Origin of the sequence: Allobosea sp. LjRoot90 (assembly GCF_964254315.1) — a bacterium.
Taxonomy (GTDB): domain Bacteria; phylum Pseudomonadota; class Alphaproteobacteria; order Rhizobiales; family Beijerinckiaceae; genus Allobosea.
In genome coordinates, this window is the sequence record NZ_CAXUTF020000003.1 from 644,084 (window position 1) to 660,788 (window position 16,705).

Below are 16,705 nucleotides of genomic sequence, written 5' to 3' on the forward strand. Positions count from 1 at the left end.
TCACCTCCATGGCGAACGTGGTCGTGGTCGGCGCCCAGTGGGGCGACGAGGGCAAAGGCAAGATCGTCGACTGGCTGTCGAGCCAGGCCGATGTGGTGGTGCGCTTCCAGGGCGGCCATAATGCCGGCCATACCCTCGTCATCGACGGCACCGTCTACAAGCTCTCGCTGCTGCCCTCCGGCATCGTGCGGCCGGGCAAGCTCTCGGTGATCGGCAATGGCGTCGTCGTCGATCCCTGGCATCTGGTCGAGGAGATCGCCCGGCTGCGCGCGCAGGGCGTCGCGATCAGCCCCGAGAACCTGCGCGTCGCCGACAATGCGACCCTGATCCTGCCGCTGCATCGCGAGCTCGACCATTTCCGCGAGACCTCGAATTCGGCGCTGAAGATCGGCACCACCAAGCGCGGTATCGGCCCGGCCTATGAGGACAAGGTCGGCCGGCGTGCCATCCGCGTCATTGACCTCAAGGACGAGGCGGTCCTGAAGGCCAAGATCGAGCGCCTGCTCGCCCACCACAACGCGCTGCGCCGCGGGCTCGGCATCGCCGAGGTCGACGGAGGCGAACTGCTGAAACAGCTCATCGCGATCGCCCCCGAGGTGCTGCCCTATGCCGACACGGTCTGGGCTCTGCTCGACGCCCAGCGCCGCGCCGGCAAGCGCATCCTGTTCGAGGGCGCGCAGGGTGCCCTGCTCGACGTCGACCACGGCACCTATCCCTTCGTGACCTCGTCGAACATCGTCGCCGGCCAGGCCGCGACCGGCTCGGGCCTCGGCCCCTCCGCCGTCGGCTATGTGCTGGGGATCGCCAAGGCCTACACCACCCGCGTCGGCGAAGGCCCCTTCCCGACCGAGCTCTTCGACGAGATCGGCGAATTGATCGGCCAGAAGGGCAAGGAATTCGGCGTCGTCACCGGCAGAAAGCGTCGCTGCGGCTGGTTCGACGCCTGCCTGGTACGCCAGACGGTCAAGACCTCCGGCATCGACGGCATCGCGCTGACCAAGCTCGACATCCTCGACGGCTTCACGGAAATCAAGGTCTGCATCGGCTACCGGCTCGACGGCGAGATCATCGAGCATCTGCCGGCCGGCCAGAGCGACCAGGCCCGGGTCGAGCCGATCTATGAGGTGATCGAGGGCTGGGAAGGCTCGACCGCCGGCGCCCGCTCCTGGGCGGAGCTGCCAGCGCAGGCGATCAAATACGTTCGGCGCATCGAAGAGCTGATCGGTGCCTCCGTCTCGGTGCTCTCCACCAGCCCGGAGCGCGACGATACGATCCTGGTGCAGAACCCGTTCGAGGGTTGACGGACCCGAATAACGCGGACATGTGAGGCCAATGGCCGATTTCCACCCCATTCTGGCGCGTGCGATCGCCGGACTGACCGACAAGTCGCCGGAAGCGCGCCGCTCCGTCTACGAGCGGGCGCGCACGGCGCTGCTCGGGCAATTGCGCAGCCTCGATCCGCCGCTGTCGGAAGCCGACATCACCCGCGAGCGGCTCTCGCTCGACGAAGCCGTGTCGCGCATCGAGGCCGAGATCGCGCTCGCCGAGGCGATCGAGCCGAGCCTGCCGCCTTTGCTCGCGGACGAGCCGGTGCCCGCGCCTGCATCTCCCATTGCCCGCCCACAACCCGAGCCGAAGCCGCGCCAGGCCCTCCCGCAGGAGACGCCGCGCTTCGACGAGCGGGCAGCATCCCAGGAGGATGCGCAACCGATCCGCCCGCGCGTCGCGCCGCCGCGCAAGCGCAGCATCGATCCCGGCCATGTCCGCACCGCTATCGTCGGTGGCGGCGTCGCACTGGCCGTCGCTGTGATCGCGGGCGCGGCCTATTACGTCAACAAGATCGCGCCGCAGGACCAGCCGCCCCGGCAGCGGATCGAGACCCAGGCGCCGCCGACGCAGCAGGACCAGGCTGGCAAGATCAGCGAGCGCGCCGGTGTCGAGCCGGCACCGACGCCGAACCCGCAAACCGGCCAGCGCCCGAACCAGCAGGCGGGCGCCCAGCCGGGCAGCGACATCGCTGTCGCCCAACGCGCCATCCTCTATATCGAGGTGCCGGACGCAGCGCCGCGCATTGTCCAGGGTCGCGTCCTCTGGCGGCTCGACAGCGACATCACCGGCCCCGGCCAGCCGGTCGAAACTATCGTCCGCAGCACCATCGAGGTCGCCGATGCCGGCCTCTCGCTCGACTTCACCATCCGGCGCAACACCGACCCGGCCTTCCCGGCCTCGCATATCATCGGCATGCGCTTCACCACCACCGGTGAGGCCGCGAACGACGCGATCCGCGAGGTCGGCGTGCCGCAATTCAAGCTCGAGGAGGGCGAGCGTGGCGCTCCGCTTTCGGCGATCTCCTCGGCGCTGGGCGAAAACCTCTTCGTCGCCGCCCTGTCGAATGTCCCGGTCGAGGCCGAGCGCAATCTCGACCTGCTGCGCAACCGCAACTGGATCGACCTGCCGGTGCGCTTCACCTCCGGCCGGCGCGGCATCATCACCTTCGAGAAGGGCGGTGCCGGCAACCGGACCATCGCCGAGGCGCTGAGCCGCTGGCAGGGCTGAGGCGAGTACGACGCCTCAGCGCCCCTGGCCTGGTGCCAGCTGGCGCATGACTTCGGACATCACCGGATCCTTGCCGGCGGCATAGTCGGCAAAGCTCGGCGCAATCGTCACTGTCGGCTGAAGCGACCCCGCTGGCACGCCGTAAGCGTAGTTCAGCAGGAAACAGGTCGTGATCTGCGACAGGCCGCAACCCTGCTCCCAATCGTGGAACGCGGTCGTGTAGCGAACCGCGATCTTCGCGTTCGGCAGCAGGGTAAGCCCGCCTTCGCCCCAGAATTGCGAGCGGTCGCCCATGGCCTCGCCGACGAGGATGGCGCGCGCCCCGGCGAAACGCTTCAGCCTCGCCGCCGTGCTGATCGCCGCCGAGAAGGTGTTCGCGCTGGTCAGGATGAAGAGCTTGCCGGTCGGCGGCAGGAGCTGCGGTAGCCGGCGTGTGAAATCAGCCGTCAAAGTATAGTCGCCGCCACGGTTGAAGCGCAGGTCGACGATCGCGTTGCGAATGGGCTTCTTTGCGGCTTCGTCGAGCATATCGGACAGGTAGCGGGACGCACCGACCGGCGCCTGATCAGCGACGCGGTTGATCTGGACATAAAGCAGATCGGCTGCCGGATAGTCGTGCCAGTAGTTCGTGTCAGGACGCGAGAGGTAGGCCGGCAGCGCGGCGCCGTCGAGGACATGCCGCCACCCGGCTGGGCGGGCGGCTTCGATAGCAGGGCTGAGATTGCGCTTCGGCCAGAGCTGGGCGGTCAGGGCCGGATGCTTGGCAGCCTCGGCGGCAAGTTCGACAGAAGCTGCCCTCCCGTCGGCGAGGCGGATTTCGAAGGTGCTGCCATTCGTCGTTTCGGCGAGGCCGGCTGCATGGAGTAGCTCGGGCGAGATCAGAAAGTTCGGCACAAACTCCCGGGCGAGATTGGCGGGGCCGCCGACATAGGGACGCAGCGCCTCCACCAGCGCCGCAATCGCACGCCCGTTCACGCCGAGCACCTGCCCACCGAGAAGATGGCGCCTATCATCGTCGGCTGCAATCACGAAGAGCCCGTCGGCAAACCAGCCGAGACGGATCGGCACGGTGTTGAAGCCGTAGTCACCGGCGAGCCCAAGCACGTTGGTGTGGCCATTGTCGGCCAGGGCTGCAGCCTTCGCCGCCGCCATCGCCAGCCCGGCCCGGTCGAGATCGCCAGCCCGCGGCTCGATCGCGGCGACAGCCCGCTCGAATGCCGCCCGGCTCTCGTTCGTGAAACTGCGTTCGACCTCCGGCAGGCGCCGCAGATGCGCGAGGTCCTGCAGGTTCCTGTCCCGCGGCGAGACGGCCGCCGGGAAACTCTCCTGCGGATAACGCTTCAGCGTTGGATAGAGAATGACGGCAAGCGGCGCGGCGACGAGAGCAAGCGATGCCGCGGCGACCACCAGGAGCCTGAGCCCGCGTCGGCGCCATGATCGCCTGGGAACTTCACCGTCTCGTCGCATGGGCCTGACCGATCTCCGCCGGCTTCACGCTTACAATCGATCCGGACACAGGATGGCAGCACGAAGCCGCGCCGCCGCCCCGGCGACTCAGCCCCCAGCGACCTTCTGATAGTCCTTCACATCGGAGAAGCTGATCTCCGGCGCGCGCTCGGCGTCGTATTTCAGGGTGAATTGCGACGAGGCCATGAAGACCGGGTCGCCGTCTAGATCGTCGGCCATCGAGGACGGCTTGGCGCCAACGAATTTCTGCAAAGCGACCTTGTTCTCGCTCGAGATCCAGCGCGCGATGGCGAACTGGCAGGGCTCGAAATCCACGGGGAGCGAATACTCCGCCTCCATGCGCTCCTTGAGCACGTCGAGCTGGAGCGCGCCGACGACGCCGACGATGGCGGGGGCGCCGTCATGCGGCAGGAAGAGCTGGACCACGCCCTCCTCCGCCATCTGCTGCAGCGCCTCGCGCAGCTTCTTGGCCTTCATCGCGTCCTTGAGCTTGACGCGGCGCAGGATTTCCGGCGCGAAGCTCGGCACCCCGCGGAAGACGATGTCCTCGCCCTCGGTCAGCGTGTCGCCGATGCGCAGGGTGCCATGGTTCGGCAGGCCGACAATGTCGCCGGCATAGGCCTCCTCGGCGATCGAGCGGTCGCGGGCGAAGAAGAATTGCGGCGCATTCAGCGGCAGCGGCTTGCCGGTGCGCACCAGCCTGGCTTTCATCCCGCGCGAGAGCTTGCCCGAGCACACCCGCATGAAGGCGATGCGGTCGCGATGGTTCGGGTCCATGTTCGCCTGGATCTTGAAGACGAAGCCGGTCATCTTCGGCTCGCCCGCCTCGATCGTCCGCTTGTCGGCCGATTGCGCGCGCGGGCTCGGCGCAAGCCGCCCGAGCGCATCGATCAGGTCGCGCACGCCGTAGTCGCGCAGCGCCGCGCCGAAATAGACCGGCGTCAGGTGGCCCTCGCGGAAGGCCTCGAGATCAAAGGGCTTGCAGCCCTCGCGCGCCAGGAAGACCTCCTCGCGGAAGGTGTCGACAGCGCCATTGGGCAGGAGCTCGTCGAAGAGCTTGTCGTCCTCGCCGGCGACCGGCTGGCCGGCGTCGCTCTCGTCGCCCTTCTGGTTGCGGCGTAGCGTGTTGGAGGCAAGGTCGAGCGTGCCGACGAACTCGCGCCCGCGCCCGACCGGCCAGGTCATCGGCGCGACATCGAGCGCCAGCGTCGTCTCGATCTCGTTGAGCAGGTCGAAGGGATCGCGCGTCTCGCGGTCGACCTTGTTTATGAAGGTGACGATCGGGATGTCTCTGAGACGGCAGACCTCGAACAGCTTCTTGGTGCGTGCCTCGATGCCCTTGGCGGCGTCGATCACCATCACCGCGCTGTCGACCGCCGTCAGGGTCCGATAGGTATCTTCCGAGAAGTCCTCGTGGCCTGGCGTGTCGAGCAGGTTGAAGACCCGCCCGTCATATTCGAAGGTCATCACCGAGGTGACGACCGAGATGCCGCGCTGGCGCTCGATCTTCATCCAGTCCGACGAGGTCTGGCGCCGGCCGGCCTTGGCGCGGACCTCGCCGGCGAGCTGGATGGCGCCGCCGAAATAGAGCAGCTTCTCCGTCAGCGTGGTCTTGCCCGCGTCCGGGTGCGAGATGATGGCGAAGGTGCGCCGGCGCGCATGGGGCGCCGCGGCCTCGGCCGGGCTGTCGATGGTCGGGAGCTCGGTCATGGCCGGTGTGAAGACAGGATGGCGGCCGCCAAGTCAATCGCCCTTGCGGGGCCGCGCCCAAAGGAGACCAAGATGACCGAGTGGCATGTCGTACCGGCAGCGGGGGGTGTCGGACTTTGGCTTGCGCGCGGCGCGCTGCTGCGCGTCATCGATACCGAGGGCGGACAGACCGGCGATCTCGTCGCCTTCTCCCGCGACGGCAGCGAACGCCTCTCGAACGGCCGCACCTTCGATTATGGCGGCAAGATCTACGTCTCGACCGACGATGTGCTCTGGTCGGACCGCAGCAATCCGATGCTCACGATCCTGGCCGACGAGGTCGGCAAGCACGACTTCCTCTACACCGCCTGCAGCCTCGAAATGTATCGCATCCAATACGAGGTCACCGGCCATCACCCGAACTGCCACGACAATCTCTGCGCGGCGCTGCGCGAACTCGGCATCAGGCCGGAGCCGCTGCCAACGCCGCTCAACCTGTTCATGAACGTCGATGTCGCGGCCGATGGGCGCCTGCTGGTCGGTCCGCCGAGAAGCCGCGCCGGCGCCTCGATCGTGCTGCGCGCCGAAATGGACCTTGCAATCGCACTCTCTTCCTGCCCTGCCGCGACCTGCAATGGCGGCGCGCCGGCACGGCCCCTCGGCTACCAGATCGTCTCCGCCGCCTGAGGCGAGAGCGCAGACCGACCCCGCGGCGACCAGGATGCAGGCTGCTCGAACGCAAATTTAACCAGACCCCGCCTAGATGGGCGACGGGTTCCCAGCTGCGCACCATGATAAAGCCGCGGCCTCCTGACTCGCGACACAGATGGCCACGCTGCGCACCATCTCGAGCCAAATCCTGGCCGCGATATCCCTCCTTGTGATAGCCGCGGCCCTCGCCATCGGGCTCGGCGTCCATAGCCTCAGCCGTTATGCGACGACCACGAACGAGATGCAGTCGGTCACGCACCGCTCCGCCATCGCCGAGCGGATCAACGGGCTGGTGAACGCCGTCGTGATGGAGTCGCGTGGCATCTATATGAGCGAGGACGCCGCAGGAGCCGAGCGCTTCGCGCCACCCCTGCTGCAGAATCTCGCCGAGATCGACCTGCTGATGGCCGAATGGCAGCCGCTGGTCGAGGAGCAGGAGCGCGCCGACTTCGAATCCCTCAAAGCGCGCGTTCAGGAATTCATCCGCTTCCGGCGCGACATCGTCCGGCTCGGGCGGCAGGGCGCTACGGCGGCGGCACGCGTAGCCGGCAATGACGATGCCAATCGCGATAACCGCAAGGCGCTCAACGAAACGCTGAAGCGCATCGCTGGCAGTTATGACGGGCGCAGCACGGCGCTCGACACCCGGCTCGAAGCCATGCAGCGCGACAGCGTCAACCTGCAAATCGGTTTCGGCCTTCTCTCGATCCTGACCGGCCTCGGCCTCGCCGTCCTGGTCGTTCATCGCCGCGTCTCCCGCCCATTGCGCAAGCTCGCGACGACCATGAACAGCCTCGCCGCCGCAGAACCGGTCAGGGACGTTCCGTTGGTCCGGCGCCAGGACGAGATCGGCGGCATGGCGCGCGCGGTCGAAGTCTTCCGGGACAACGCCCTGGCTCGCGAGGTGCTTGAGGTCGCCGCCGCTCAGGAGGACGCCGGACGCGCCGCACGCCAGCAGCGGATCGCCGAAATCGTCGCCGCCTTCGATGCCAGGCTCACCGATGCTCTCGAAACCGTCGAGGCCGGTGCCCACACACTCGAGGGCACGGCGCGGACAGTGAGCGAGCTCGCCAGCGCCCGTACTGTGCAGATCGATGGAGCGCAGAACGCGTCCCAGGACGCGTCCGACAAGGTCCAGCAAGTCGCGGTGGCAGCCGAGGAACTGTCGAGTTCGATCGCCGAGATCGCCGACCGTGTGATCCGGGCGAGCGCCATGGTCAGCGGCGCCGCGCAAGAAGCACGCGACGTGAGCCAGCGCGTCGACGGTCTCGCCCGCGCCTCGGAGCGCATCGGCAGCGTCATCGACCTGATCCGCGACATTGCCGAGCAGACCAACCTGCTCGCGCTCAATGCGACGATCGAGGCTGCCCGCGCCGGCGAGGCCGGGCGCGGCTTCGCCGTCGTCGCCACCGAGGTCAAGACATTGGCGAGCCGCACCGCGGAGGCGACGAACAGCATCGCCAGCCAGATCGGGGCCTTTCGCGGCGAGGCCGCGGGCGCCGTCGATGCAATCGGCGCGATCGCCGCGACGATCATCGAAGTTTCGCAGCATACCACTGCCATCGCCGCCGCGACCGAGCAGCAGAAGAGCACCACCTCGGAAATCGCCCGCAGTGCCCAGGCGACTGCCGACGGCGCTGCGACCGCGGCCCTGGCGCTCGACAGCCTCGCCGGAGCCTCAGGCGAGGCGACCGGCGCGGCGTCCGACACGCTGCGCACCGCCGAGAACCTGGCGCGCGAGGCAGAGGCGCTGCGCGGCGCGGTGGCGACCTTCTTCGGTCAGATCAAGGCCGCCTGACGCCCCTCCGCCGGAGCTCAGTTCTTCAGCCGGTAGCCGGTCTTGAAGATCCAGGCGATCACCGCGATGCAGGCGCCGAGGAAGACCAGCGTCATGGTCAGGCTGACCGCGATGCCGACATCGGCGACGCCGTTGAAGCTCCAGCGGAAGCCGCTGATCAGGTAGACGACCGGGTTGACCAGCGTCACCGCCCGCCAGAACGGCGGCAGCATGTCGATCGAGTAGAACGAGCCGCCAAGGAAGGTCAGCGGCGTGATGATCAACAGCGGGATCGCCTGCAGCTTCTCGAACCCGTCGGCCCAGACGCCGATGATGAAGCCGAACAGGCTGAAGGTCGCCGCCGTCAGGATCAGGAAGAGCAGCATCCAGATCGGATGCTCGATCTTCAGTGGCACGAACAGGAAGGCGGTGGCGAGGATGATCAGTCCGAGGATCACCGACTTCGTCGCGGCCGCCGCGACATAGGCAAAGACCGCCTCCCACCAGGCGACCGGCGCCGAGAGCAATTCGAAGATCGTGCCGACGAATTTCGGGAAATAGATCGCGAAGGAGGCGTTGGCGATGCTCTGGGTCAGCAGCGAGAGCATGACCAGGCCGGGCACGATGAAGGCGCCATAGGGCACGCCGTCGATAGCGCCCATATGCGAGCCGATCGCCGCGCCGAAGACGACGAAATAGAGCGAGGTCGAGATCACCGGCGAGAGGATGCTCTGCAGCGGCGTGCGCCAGGTGCGGGCCATCTCGAAACGGTAGATCGCCTTGATTGCGTGCAGGTTCATGCGTTCGCCCTCAGCAGGCCGACGAAGATGTCCTCGAGCGAGGACTGGCTGGTGCGCAGGTCGCTGAAGCGGATGCCGGCGTCGGCGAGATCCTTCATCAACGCGGTGATGCCGGTGCGCTCGGCCTTGGTGTCGTAGGTGTAGACGAGTTCCTCGCCCTCGGCCTGGAGTGTCAGGCCGTAGCCGGCCAAGGCCTCGGGCACCGCGTCCAGCCGCGTCTGCAGGTGCAAGGTGAGCTGCTTCTGGCCGAGCTTGCGCATCAGCTCGGCCTTCTCCTCGACCAGGATGATCTCGCCCTTGCTGATCACGCCGACCCGGTCGGCCATCTCCTCGGCCTCCTCGATATAGTGCGTGGTCAGGATGATGGTGACGCCGCTGTCGCGCAGGCGGCGCACCAGCTTCCACATGTCCTGCCGGAGCTCGACGTCGACACCGGCGGTCGGCTCGTCGAGGAAGAGGATCTGCGGCTCGTGCGCCAGCGCCTTGGCGATCAGCACGCGCCGCTTCATGCCGCCGGAAAGCGTCATGATCTTGCTGTCGCGCTTGTCCCAGAGCGAAAGGTCGCGCAGCACCTGCTCGACGATGGCCGGGTTCTTCGGCTTGCCGAACAGGCCGCGACTGAACGAGACCGTCGCCCAGACTGTCTCGAAGGCGTCGGTGGTCAGCTCCTGCGGCACGAGACCAATCTGGCTGCGGGCGGCGCGGTAATCGCCGATGATGTCGTGACCATCGGCGAGGACCTTGCCGGTGCTCGGATTGACGATGCCGCAGACGATGCTGATCAGCGTCGTCTTGCCGGCGCCGTTCGGCCCGAGCAGGGCGAAGATCTCGCCACGCCTGATGTCGAGCGTGACGCTCTTCAAGGCCTGGAAGCCCGAAGCATAGGTCTTCGACAGGTCGGATATCTGGATGATGGGTTGCATGGGCGAAAGCTATACTCGCAGCACGGCAAATGGGTGAAGGCGGGATGGTGCCGTTTCGCCCTGCCGGCACGACATCCCGCGAAACAAGAATGGCCGGGCGAGCCCGGCCATAGCAAGTCCTTCTACCAGTTCCTGTCAGCGCATGAAGAACCAGAGCAGGATGATGATCGGGATCGGAATGCCTACCAGCCACAGAATGATCGAACGCATCGACGCTAACCCCTTGATTGTCATCGGATGAAGATGACGGGACAACGTCGCGAGCCGGCCGGCGGTTCCCTCGCGCAAAGCGGATCTTATTTGTAGGCGATGCTGTCGATGATGCCCTTCATCGCGGCGTCATGCGTCTTGTGACCGTCGAGCGAGGCCCAATAGGTCATCATGATGATCTTGCCGCTCGGGACGTTCGGATTGATCGCGACATAGCGGATGAGCGAATCGCCGTCCTTGCTCTTGGCCTTGAGCTCGGTGAACGACCAGGCCTTGCCCTTGACCTCCTGCTTCATCGTCTCGGAGGAGCCGGTGATGGTGACGCCTTCCTTGTCGAAATAACCGTTGTGCTCCTTCTGGAGCGTCTCGATCTGGTCCGGCGCGACCAGCTCGAACCAGAGGTAGATCTCATCGTCCGGCGTCTTGATCTCGACGCCGCGCTTGATTTTCGCAGTCGTCCAGGCGTCCGGCACGGTGACCACGGCGATGGGGTCGTCATCGGTGATCTGGAGTGCCCCGGCAAGGGCGGGCAAGCCGCTGAAACCGACCAGCGCGATAGCCAGTGCAAAAACAATCTTCAACATCGAAACTCCCCCGGGATCGGCTCGGCCCGCGAGCCCACGAGGCCAGACGTTGCGCTGCCACGCTTCACGCTGACAAGGCGCGCAAACCGCGATTCAGGCCAGTTCGGCCGCGCTCGGGTGCCAGAGCGGTTGATAGCCGTTCACAAGCGCGGCCAGCGATGACGGCGGCGTGACGACAGTGACCGAGTCAGCCGGCCGCTTCCGGCTCGCGACATAGCCGGAAGGCGACCAGAGCAGGGCCTCGGCCCCGCGCAAGGCGAGGAACTCGCCCTCCGGCGTGGCGATCATCGCGCCATCCGGCAGGCTCTCGGCCGGCAGCTTGTGCAGGCGCTTTTCCCGGCCATTGCGCCGTTCGCGATCGAGCCGCTCATCGATCACAGGAAAGAGCGGCACCTCGGCGAGGCCGAGCCCGGCGACTAGCGCCGCCCGGTAGGCATGCGCATCGGCGCGCCGGCATTCGACGCAAGGCCGGTGCCCGGCGGCGAGCGCCGTCACCTCGTCGCAGAAGAACAGCTCGGTATAGTAGCGGCCCCAGACATTGCGCTGCCGACCCTTGAACGAGAGCACGCAGCAGATCCACTGCTTGGTTGCAAACAGGCGCGTCGGCAGCGTTTGCGTCGCCGGATCGTGGAACTTGCCACCGCGATTGCCGAACAGCAGGCCGCGCGCCGGATCGGCGAAGAGCGAACCATCGGGACGGATGCGATTGGGCAGCGGCATGGGCGAAACCTAACCGTACCCCTGCCCAATCTCGTCATCAGTCTTCAGGTGGCTCCTCTGGCAACCAGTCGAAATCCCGCAACTGCACGAGCGTGTAAGCGCAGCTCTCGGGGAATGTCGCGAGCGGCAAGGAGGTTTCCTCCGCGGCTTCCGAGCGCGCCTTGGCATAGCTCCGCGATACGATTTCGCCCGCTTTGGCTGCCAGGGACGGGCTTTCGTCTTCGAGCGTCTCGATCTCGGTCCGCTGGGCCCGAATCGTGACCTGCCACGAAACGCTCCGCTTTTGCGGTTGGTACTGCCACTTCAGCAAGTGCCACATCAGCACGCGATAGGCGGAGGTCAGAGCGCGTTTGTCGCTGCGGCCCAAGCTCTCGATCTCCTCGATGATATTCGGCAGGTCGAGTTCGGAAAACCGACGCTGGCGCAGCAGCTCCGCCTGTTCGTAGCTCCAGAGATAAAAATCGGCCTCGTAATCCGAAGCCGGATCATAAAGCGGCTTCTGCTTGGCGTAGCCCATCATCGTGCTCCCGCGGACAGCGACAAGAATAGCGCGGACACGCGCAGTCACAAAGCGAACCGGTTATCGCCCGGCGTTCGCGCCCATTCTGTAGGAGAGTCGCGTGCCGCGCCGGATGGCTGCTGCCCTTGCGACACCGTGCCCGACTCGTCGTGCTCCTCGCTTTCCGGCAAGCTTCCAGCTGCGCGGACAAGCCGAAGGGCGAGCGCGCAAAGGGGCAGGACGGCATGGACCAGACGACCGAGGTTGCTCAGCCGCTCGTCGCGCACCCGTCGCGCGGCACGATCCTCGGCGAGATCCATGCCCGTCCCTTCGCGCCACTGGCGACACCGCAGCGGCTGCTGCACTTCGCCTTCATGACCGACCAGGCCCAGGCCGCCGCCGATCGCGAGGCCCTCGCCCGCTTCTGCGCCGAGCGCGGCGTGCCGGGTCCGACTGAGGGCGCCAAGCACCATCGCGCCCGGCTCAGTGACGTCAGCCTGCGCTGGGAGCAGCACAGCGAGTTCACCACCTACACCTGGGAATTGCCCTCGCCCGGCGCGCTGCCCTTCCTGCCGGCAAGTACCGTCCTGCCGCACGGCATGCACGCTCTGCCGCAGCCCGGACCGCATCTGGTGGCAGCCGACCTGCATCTGCTGCCCGAAAAGGCCGCGCCCGAGTTGGAGACGCTCTTCGACGCGGCGAGCCTCGCGGCCTCCGTTGTCGATGGCGAGGCGGCCATCGCCGCGACGGACTTCCGCGCCGGCGCCGACGGCTTCGTGCGCATCCTGGTGCTCGACCGCGAACTCACCCCGGCAAGGGCCGGCGCGCTGGCGCAGCGGCTGCTCGAGATCGAGACCTATCGCGTGCTGGCTCTGCTCGGCCTGCCGGAGGCGCACCGCCTCGCCCCCTCCGTGCGCCGCACCGAGGAGACGCTGGTACACATCGCCGGCACGATGACGCAGACCGACGGGCTCGACGCCGACAACGCCCTGCTCGACGAAATGACCGCCACCGCCGCGACGATGGAATCGGAAGCTGCCTCGTCGAACTACCGCTTCGGCGCCAGCCGCGCCTATGACAGCATCGTCGGCCAGCGGCTGGAGGCGATCGGCGAGACGCCCCATGGCGGCTGGCCGACCATCGCTGCCTTCCTGTCGCGACGGATGGCGCCGGCAATGCGCACCTGCCAGATGCTGCAGCAGCGCCAGCTCGATCTGTCGCGCCGGCTCGCCCGCGCCGCCAACCTCCTGCGCACCCGCGTCGACGTCGCGCTCGAACAGCAGAATCGCGATCTGCTCACGGCGATGAACGACCGCACCCGGCTGCAATTGCGCCTGCAGCAGACGGTCGAGGGGCTCTCGGTCGCGGCGATCGGCTATTATGTCGTCAGCCTGTTCGGCTATCTCGCCAAGGGCGCCAAGGATGCCGGCTACCTGCCGGTCGATATCGGCGTCGCCACCGCGCTGTTCGTGCCGGTCGCGCTGATCGGCGTCTGGCTGATGGTCCGGCGCATAAGGCGCGGCCATGGCGAAGGGTGAACCAGCGCCTGCTTGGTCTTGACTGAGCCGCGCCGTCATTCCGGGGCTTCGCGTCAGCGAAGAGCCCGGAACCCATGAACACGGAATCAGACGAGAAGGATCGTCGAATCAGTGCCTCTTTGATGCGCCATCGTGTTCATGGGTTCCGGGCTCGGGCCTATCGGCCCGCCCCGGAATGACGGCGTGGTTCCGCGTAAAATCAGCGGGCCCTAGCGCTGCACGATCACCTTGGTGCCGAGCCTGACGCGGTCGTAGAGATCCGTCACGTCGCGATTGGTCATCCTGATGCAACCCGACGAGACCGCAGCCCCGATCGTGTCGGGCTCATTCGAGCCGTGGATGCGGTAGAGGCTCGATCCGAGATAGATCGCCCTCGCGCCGAGCGGGTTCTCCATCCCACCTTCCATATAGCGCGGCAGATCGGGACGGCGCTTCAGCATCGCTGCGGGCGGGCGCCAGTCCGGCCATTCGCGCTTGCGCGTGACGGTCTTGGTCCCGGACCAGCTGAAGCCCTGCCGGCCAACGCCGACGCCATAGCGGATCGCCTGCCCCTGCCCGAGCACGTAGTAGAGCCGCCTTTGGCTGGTCGAGACCACGACCGTGCCGGGCGCCTGCTTGCCGCTCCAGGCCACCGTCTGGCGCGGCACCGGCTGTTCGCTGAAGATGTTGAGGAAGTCCGCGAGCCCGCGGCTGATCGGATTGGAATAGGCCGACGCAGGCGTAGCGAAGGCGAGAACCGTGGCAGTCAGAATAATGGCGCGCAGCATGATGATCCCTGCAACGCCCCCCGCCGGGATTTAACCGGAAGAGGCAAAGCGGGGTCAACCCCGACTTAGCCGCGCAAGCCGGCGGTGATCGAGCGGCGATAGGACAGCGCCGCCGGGATGAGCGCTGCGAGCGAGCCGAGCAGCAGGATCAGCCCGACCTGGGTCAGCTCCGGCCGACCGAGCGCGAGCGTGAGCCTCAAGCCCGTCTGCGCCTCGAACAGGCCGGAGACCGCGAGCGTTGCGGCCGCGCCCAACCCGAGGCCGGCGAGACAGCCTGCCGCCACCAGCCCGGCCATGCCGAGCCAGACGACGAGCAGCACATAGGCGCGTGGTGCACCGAGCGCGCGCAGCACGGCGTAGCGCCGTCGCCTCAGGCCGGTCACCGCGACGAGCAGCAGGAAGATCGCCGCCAGGATCAGCACCGCGTTGAGCAGCGAGGCGACGCTGAGCACCTGCCCGACGTCGCCAAGCGTGCGGTAGAGCCCGACCAGCACCTCGGCCGGGAAGAAGGCCATGGTGCCGCCCTGCCGGTAGCGCGCCCGCAGCGCATAGGCATCGGCAACCGCTCTCGGCTTCACTACCAGTGCAGGCACGCCGGGAATGCGCTGGCCGTCGAAGGGCGGGCCGAGCGCAGCGCCCTCGCCGGCATGGCCGTTACCGAGCCCGTGCACCTCCCAGACGCTCTCGACCGGCACCAGGATCGCCCGGTCGAAGGGCGAGCCCAGCCGCGGCAGGCGGCCGACCGCGACATAGGCGTGGCCCTCATGGCGATGGCTCGCCTCTTCGGCGTCGGCGACGCCACGCTTCGGCCAGTGCCCGGCGATGGCGTGCGAAGGCTCGATCTTGTCGCCCAGCCTGTAGGTGACGTCGGCGCCGAGCACCGCCTCGCCCTCGCGCGCGAACAGGCGCCCTTCGCTCGGTTGCAGGCGACCCCAACGGCCGGCAAAGGCGAGCGTCGTGCCGATCACCGGATGGCCGCGGGCGATGTCGCCGAAGGCGAGCGGCGCCACGGCGGCGACGCGCGGGTCGCGGGAAAGCTCGTTGAGCAGGCGCCCGTCGATCAGCGGCAGCGCGTCAGGTTGGAGATAGATCGCCGACATCACGAGTTGCGTCTGGCTGCCGGGCGCGCCGATCAGCAGGTCGAAATCATCGGCGGCCCGAGCCGAAGCCTGGCGCAGCGCCCGCTCCTGCGCACCGATGGCGACGCCGATCGCCACCGCCAGCGCGACCAGTGCCACGATCGCCGCAGCCGTCCAGCGCAACGCCCGGAGATCGGCGATGACCATCGGCAGCGGGTTCATGCCGCGTCCCTCAGGAGGAGCGGCTCGTCGCCTATCGCCGCGACATGCTGCATCCGCGCCAATAGCGCCTGGTCGTGCGAGGCGCAGAGCAGCGTCGCGCCGCTCTCGGCCGCGATCTCGACCAGCAGGGTCCCGACCTCCGCGGCATGGGCCGGATCGAGGCTCGCCGTCGGCTCGTCGGCGAGGATCAGCGCCGGCGCGTTGAACAAAGCCCGCGCGATCGCGACGCGCTGCTGCTCGCCGCGCGAGAGCACCGCAGCGCGGCGGCGCAGGTCCGTGAGGCCCATGCGTCTGGCAAGCGCGGTAGCACGCGCGACCTGGCTTTCCGTCCGCCGCCAGCGCGAAAAACTCGCCGGCAGGGTGATGTTAGCGAGCACGTCGAGCTCGGGCACGAGATGGAAGTCTTGGAAGACGAAGCCGACCGTCTCGCGCCGCCAGCGGTCGCGTGCCGCGCCGGGCAGCGAGGAAATCGCAACATCGCCCCAGCCGACACTGCCGGCATCCGGCGAGAACAGCCCGGCGGCGAGATGCAGCAGCGAGGTCTTGCCCGAGCCGGATGGGCCGCGCAGGCCGATCAGCGCGCCGGGAGGCACGACGAACTCGGGAACGTCGAGCACGCGAAAAGGCCGCCCGTCGCCATCGCGATGGTCGACCTGGACACCGGAGAAACGCAAGGGCCGGGCCGCGCCGGCCGGCTGCTCAGACGCTGTGGAAAGCGGCATCGACGAGCCTGATCTGGCTGACGAAGCCGGTCTCGGCATCGGTCGAAGAGCCGATCTCGAGCCGGCCGCTGACCGCGACCTTCTGGCCGGCGCTGACCATCGGCGTTGCCGCGCGCATGAACACCACGACGATGTCGACCGGCCAGTCGGCGTCCGACTGGCAGAACGGGCAGATCGCCAAGGGCTCGCGGGTCAACACGAAGAAATGGCTCTCCGGCTTCAGCGGCGGCGCCATGTAGCCGAGCATCCTGACCGGCTTGCCGCGCAGAAAGGTCGCCCGGTCGGAGAACTGGAAACCGAGCACGCCGAAGGATTTGTAGAGCCCGTCGAAGGTCAGGGTTTCAGCCTCCGCTGCGAGCGCGTGCAGCGAAACGGGCAACGCCGCGAGTCCCATGAGGAGCCCGCGGCGGGAGATTGTAGGGAGCAGGTGCGCCCGATGCG

Annotated in this window: 16 protein-coding genes; 5 read left to right on the plus strand and 11 right to left on the minus strand. The window is 67.5% G+C overall.

Going from position 1 to position 16,705, the window contains the following annotated elements; all coding sequences use genetic code 11:
- Positions 1–8: 8 nt before the first annotated feature.
- Together ACSQ3M_RS15250 and ACSQ3M_RS15255 are read left to right on the plus strand one after the other, a co-directional pair.
- The gene (locus ACSQ3M_RS15250) at positions 9–1,301 is read left to right on the plus strand and encodes an adenylosuccinate synthase (protein ID WP_436150910.1); all 1,293 of its coding nucleotides are present in this window, start codon (positions 9–11) and stop codon (positions 1,299–1,301) included.
- A 31-nt stretch (positions 1,302–1,332) separates the two neighbouring features.
- Positions 1,333–2,556 carry a histidine kinase gene (locus ACSQ3M_RS15255; protein ID WP_436150911.1) on the plus strand — a complete coding sequence of 408 codons (1,224 nt, stop codon included), beginning with the start codon at positions 1,333–1,335 and terminating at the stop codon, positions 2,554–2,556.
- A gap of 15 nt (positions 2,557–2,571) precedes the next feature.
- Here ACSQ3M_RS15255 and ACSQ3M_RS15260 read toward each other — a convergent pair whose 3' ends face one another.
- A complete protein-coding gene (locus tag ACSQ3M_RS15260; RefSeq protein ID WP_436150912.1) occupies positions 2,572–3,963 on the minus strand; it encodes a hypothetical protein in 1,392 nt (463 codons plus the stop codon).
- A 147-nt stretch (positions 3,964–4,110) separates the two neighbouring features.
- Positions 4,111–5,733, minus strand: a complete 1,623-nt coding sequence (locus ACSQ3M_RS15265; protein WP_436150913.1) for a peptide chain release factor 3 — start codon at positions 5,731–5,733, stop codon at positions 4,111–4,113.
- A gap of 72 nt (positions 5,734–5,805) precedes the next feature.
- On the opposite strand from ACSQ3M_RS15265, the gene ACSQ3M_RS15270 reads away from it, so the two are divergent.
- The gene (locus ACSQ3M_RS15270; RefSeq protein ID WP_436150914.1) at positions 5,806–6,399 is read left to right on the plus strand and encodes a DUF1989 domain-containing protein; all 594 of its coding nucleotides are present in this window, start codon (positions 5,806–5,808) and stop codon (positions 6,397–6,399) included.
- 139 nt (positions 6,400–6,538) lie between these two features.
- Entirely contained in the window at positions 6,539–8,221 is a 1,683-nt protein-coding gene (locus ACSQ3M_RS15275; protein ID WP_436150915.1) for a methyl-accepting chemotaxis protein, read from the plus strand.
- Positions 8,222–8,238: 17 nt separating this feature from the next.
- On the opposite strand, the gene ACSQ3M_RS15280 is transcribed toward ACSQ3M_RS15275, so the two are convergent.
- The 5 genes from ACSQ3M_RS15280 to ACSQ3M_RS15300 all read right to left on the minus strand — a co-directional run bounded on the left by ACSQ3M_RS15280 (position 8,239) and on the right by ACSQ3M_RS15300 (position 11,954).
- Positions 8,239–9,000, minus strand: coding sequence for an ABC transporter permease (locus tag ACSQ3M_RS15280; RefSeq protein WP_436150916.1), 762 nt, complete (start codon positions 8,998–9,000; stop codon positions 8,239–8,241).
- On the minus strand, positions 8,997–9,923 hold the full coding sequence (locus tag ACSQ3M_RS15285) for an ABC transporter ATP-binding protein (RefSeq protein ID WP_436093495.1): 927 nt from the start codon (positions 9,921–9,923) through the stop codon (positions 8,997–8,999). Before ACSQ3M_RS15285 ends, ACSQ3M_RS15280 begins: the two co-directional genes overlap by 4 nt.
- 296 nt (positions 9,924–10,219) lie before the next feature.
- Positions 10,220–10,717, minus strand: coding sequence for a hypothetical protein (locus tag ACSQ3M_RS15290; protein WP_436150917.1), 498 nt, complete (start codon positions 10,715–10,717; stop codon positions 10,220–10,222).
- Positions 10,718–10,810: 93 nt separating this feature from the next.
- The gene (locus ACSQ3M_RS15295; protein WP_436150918.1) at positions 10,811–11,437 is read right to left on the minus strand and encodes a hypothetical protein; all 627 of its coding nucleotides are present in this window, start codon (positions 11,435–11,437) and stop codon (positions 10,811–10,813) included.
- 37 nt (positions 11,438–11,474) lie between these two features.
- Positions 11,475–11,954 (minus strand): DUF29 domain-containing protein, encoded by a 480-nt coding sequence (locus ACSQ3M_RS15300; RefSeq protein ID WP_436150919.1) that lies wholly within the window; start codon positions 11,952–11,954, stop codon positions 11,475–11,477.
- Between the two features lie 227 nt (positions 11,955–12,181).
- Here ACSQ3M_RS15300 and ACSQ3M_RS15305 point away from each other — a divergent pair, with 227 nt between their 5' ends.
- Positions 12,182–13,474: a DUF3422 family protein gene (locus ACSQ3M_RS15305; protein WP_436150920.1), complete on the plus strand. Its 1,293-nt coding sequence runs from the start codon at positions 12,182–12,184 to the stop codon at positions 13,472–13,474.
- A 209-nt stretch (positions 13,475–13,683) separates the two neighbouring features.
- Here the strand turns inward: ACSQ3M_RS15305 and ACSQ3M_RS15310 are convergent, their stop codons facing one another.
- The 4 genes from ACSQ3M_RS15310 to ACSQ3M_RS15325 all read right to left on the minus strand — a co-directional run bounded on the left by ACSQ3M_RS15310 (position 13,684) and on the right by ACSQ3M_RS15325 (position 16,658).
- Positions 13,684–14,241, minus strand: a complete 558-nt coding sequence (locus tag ACSQ3M_RS15310; protein WP_436150921.1) for a L,D-transpeptidase — start codon at positions 14,239–14,241, stop codon at positions 13,684–13,686.
- A 65-nt stretch (positions 14,242–14,306) separates the two neighbouring features.
- Entirely contained in the window at positions 14,307–15,542 is a 1,236-nt protein-coding gene (locus ACSQ3M_RS15315; RefSeq protein WP_436150922.1) for an FtsX-like permease family protein, read from the minus strand.
- Positions 15,539–16,264, minus strand: coding sequence for an ABC transporter ATP-binding protein (locus ACSQ3M_RS15320; protein WP_436150923.1), 726 nt, complete (start codon positions 16,262–16,264; stop codon positions 15,539–15,541). The genes ACSQ3M_RS15315 and ACSQ3M_RS15320 overlap by 4 nt, the downstream gene beginning before the upstream one ends.
- On the minus strand, positions 16,242–16,658 hold the full coding sequence (locus ACSQ3M_RS15325) for a hypothetical protein (protein ID WP_436150924.1): 417 nt from the start codon (positions 16,656–16,658) through the stop codon (positions 16,242–16,244). The genes ACSQ3M_RS15320 and ACSQ3M_RS15325 overlap by 23 nt, the downstream gene beginning before the upstream one ends.
- Positions 16,659–16,705: the final 47 nt, after the last annotated feature.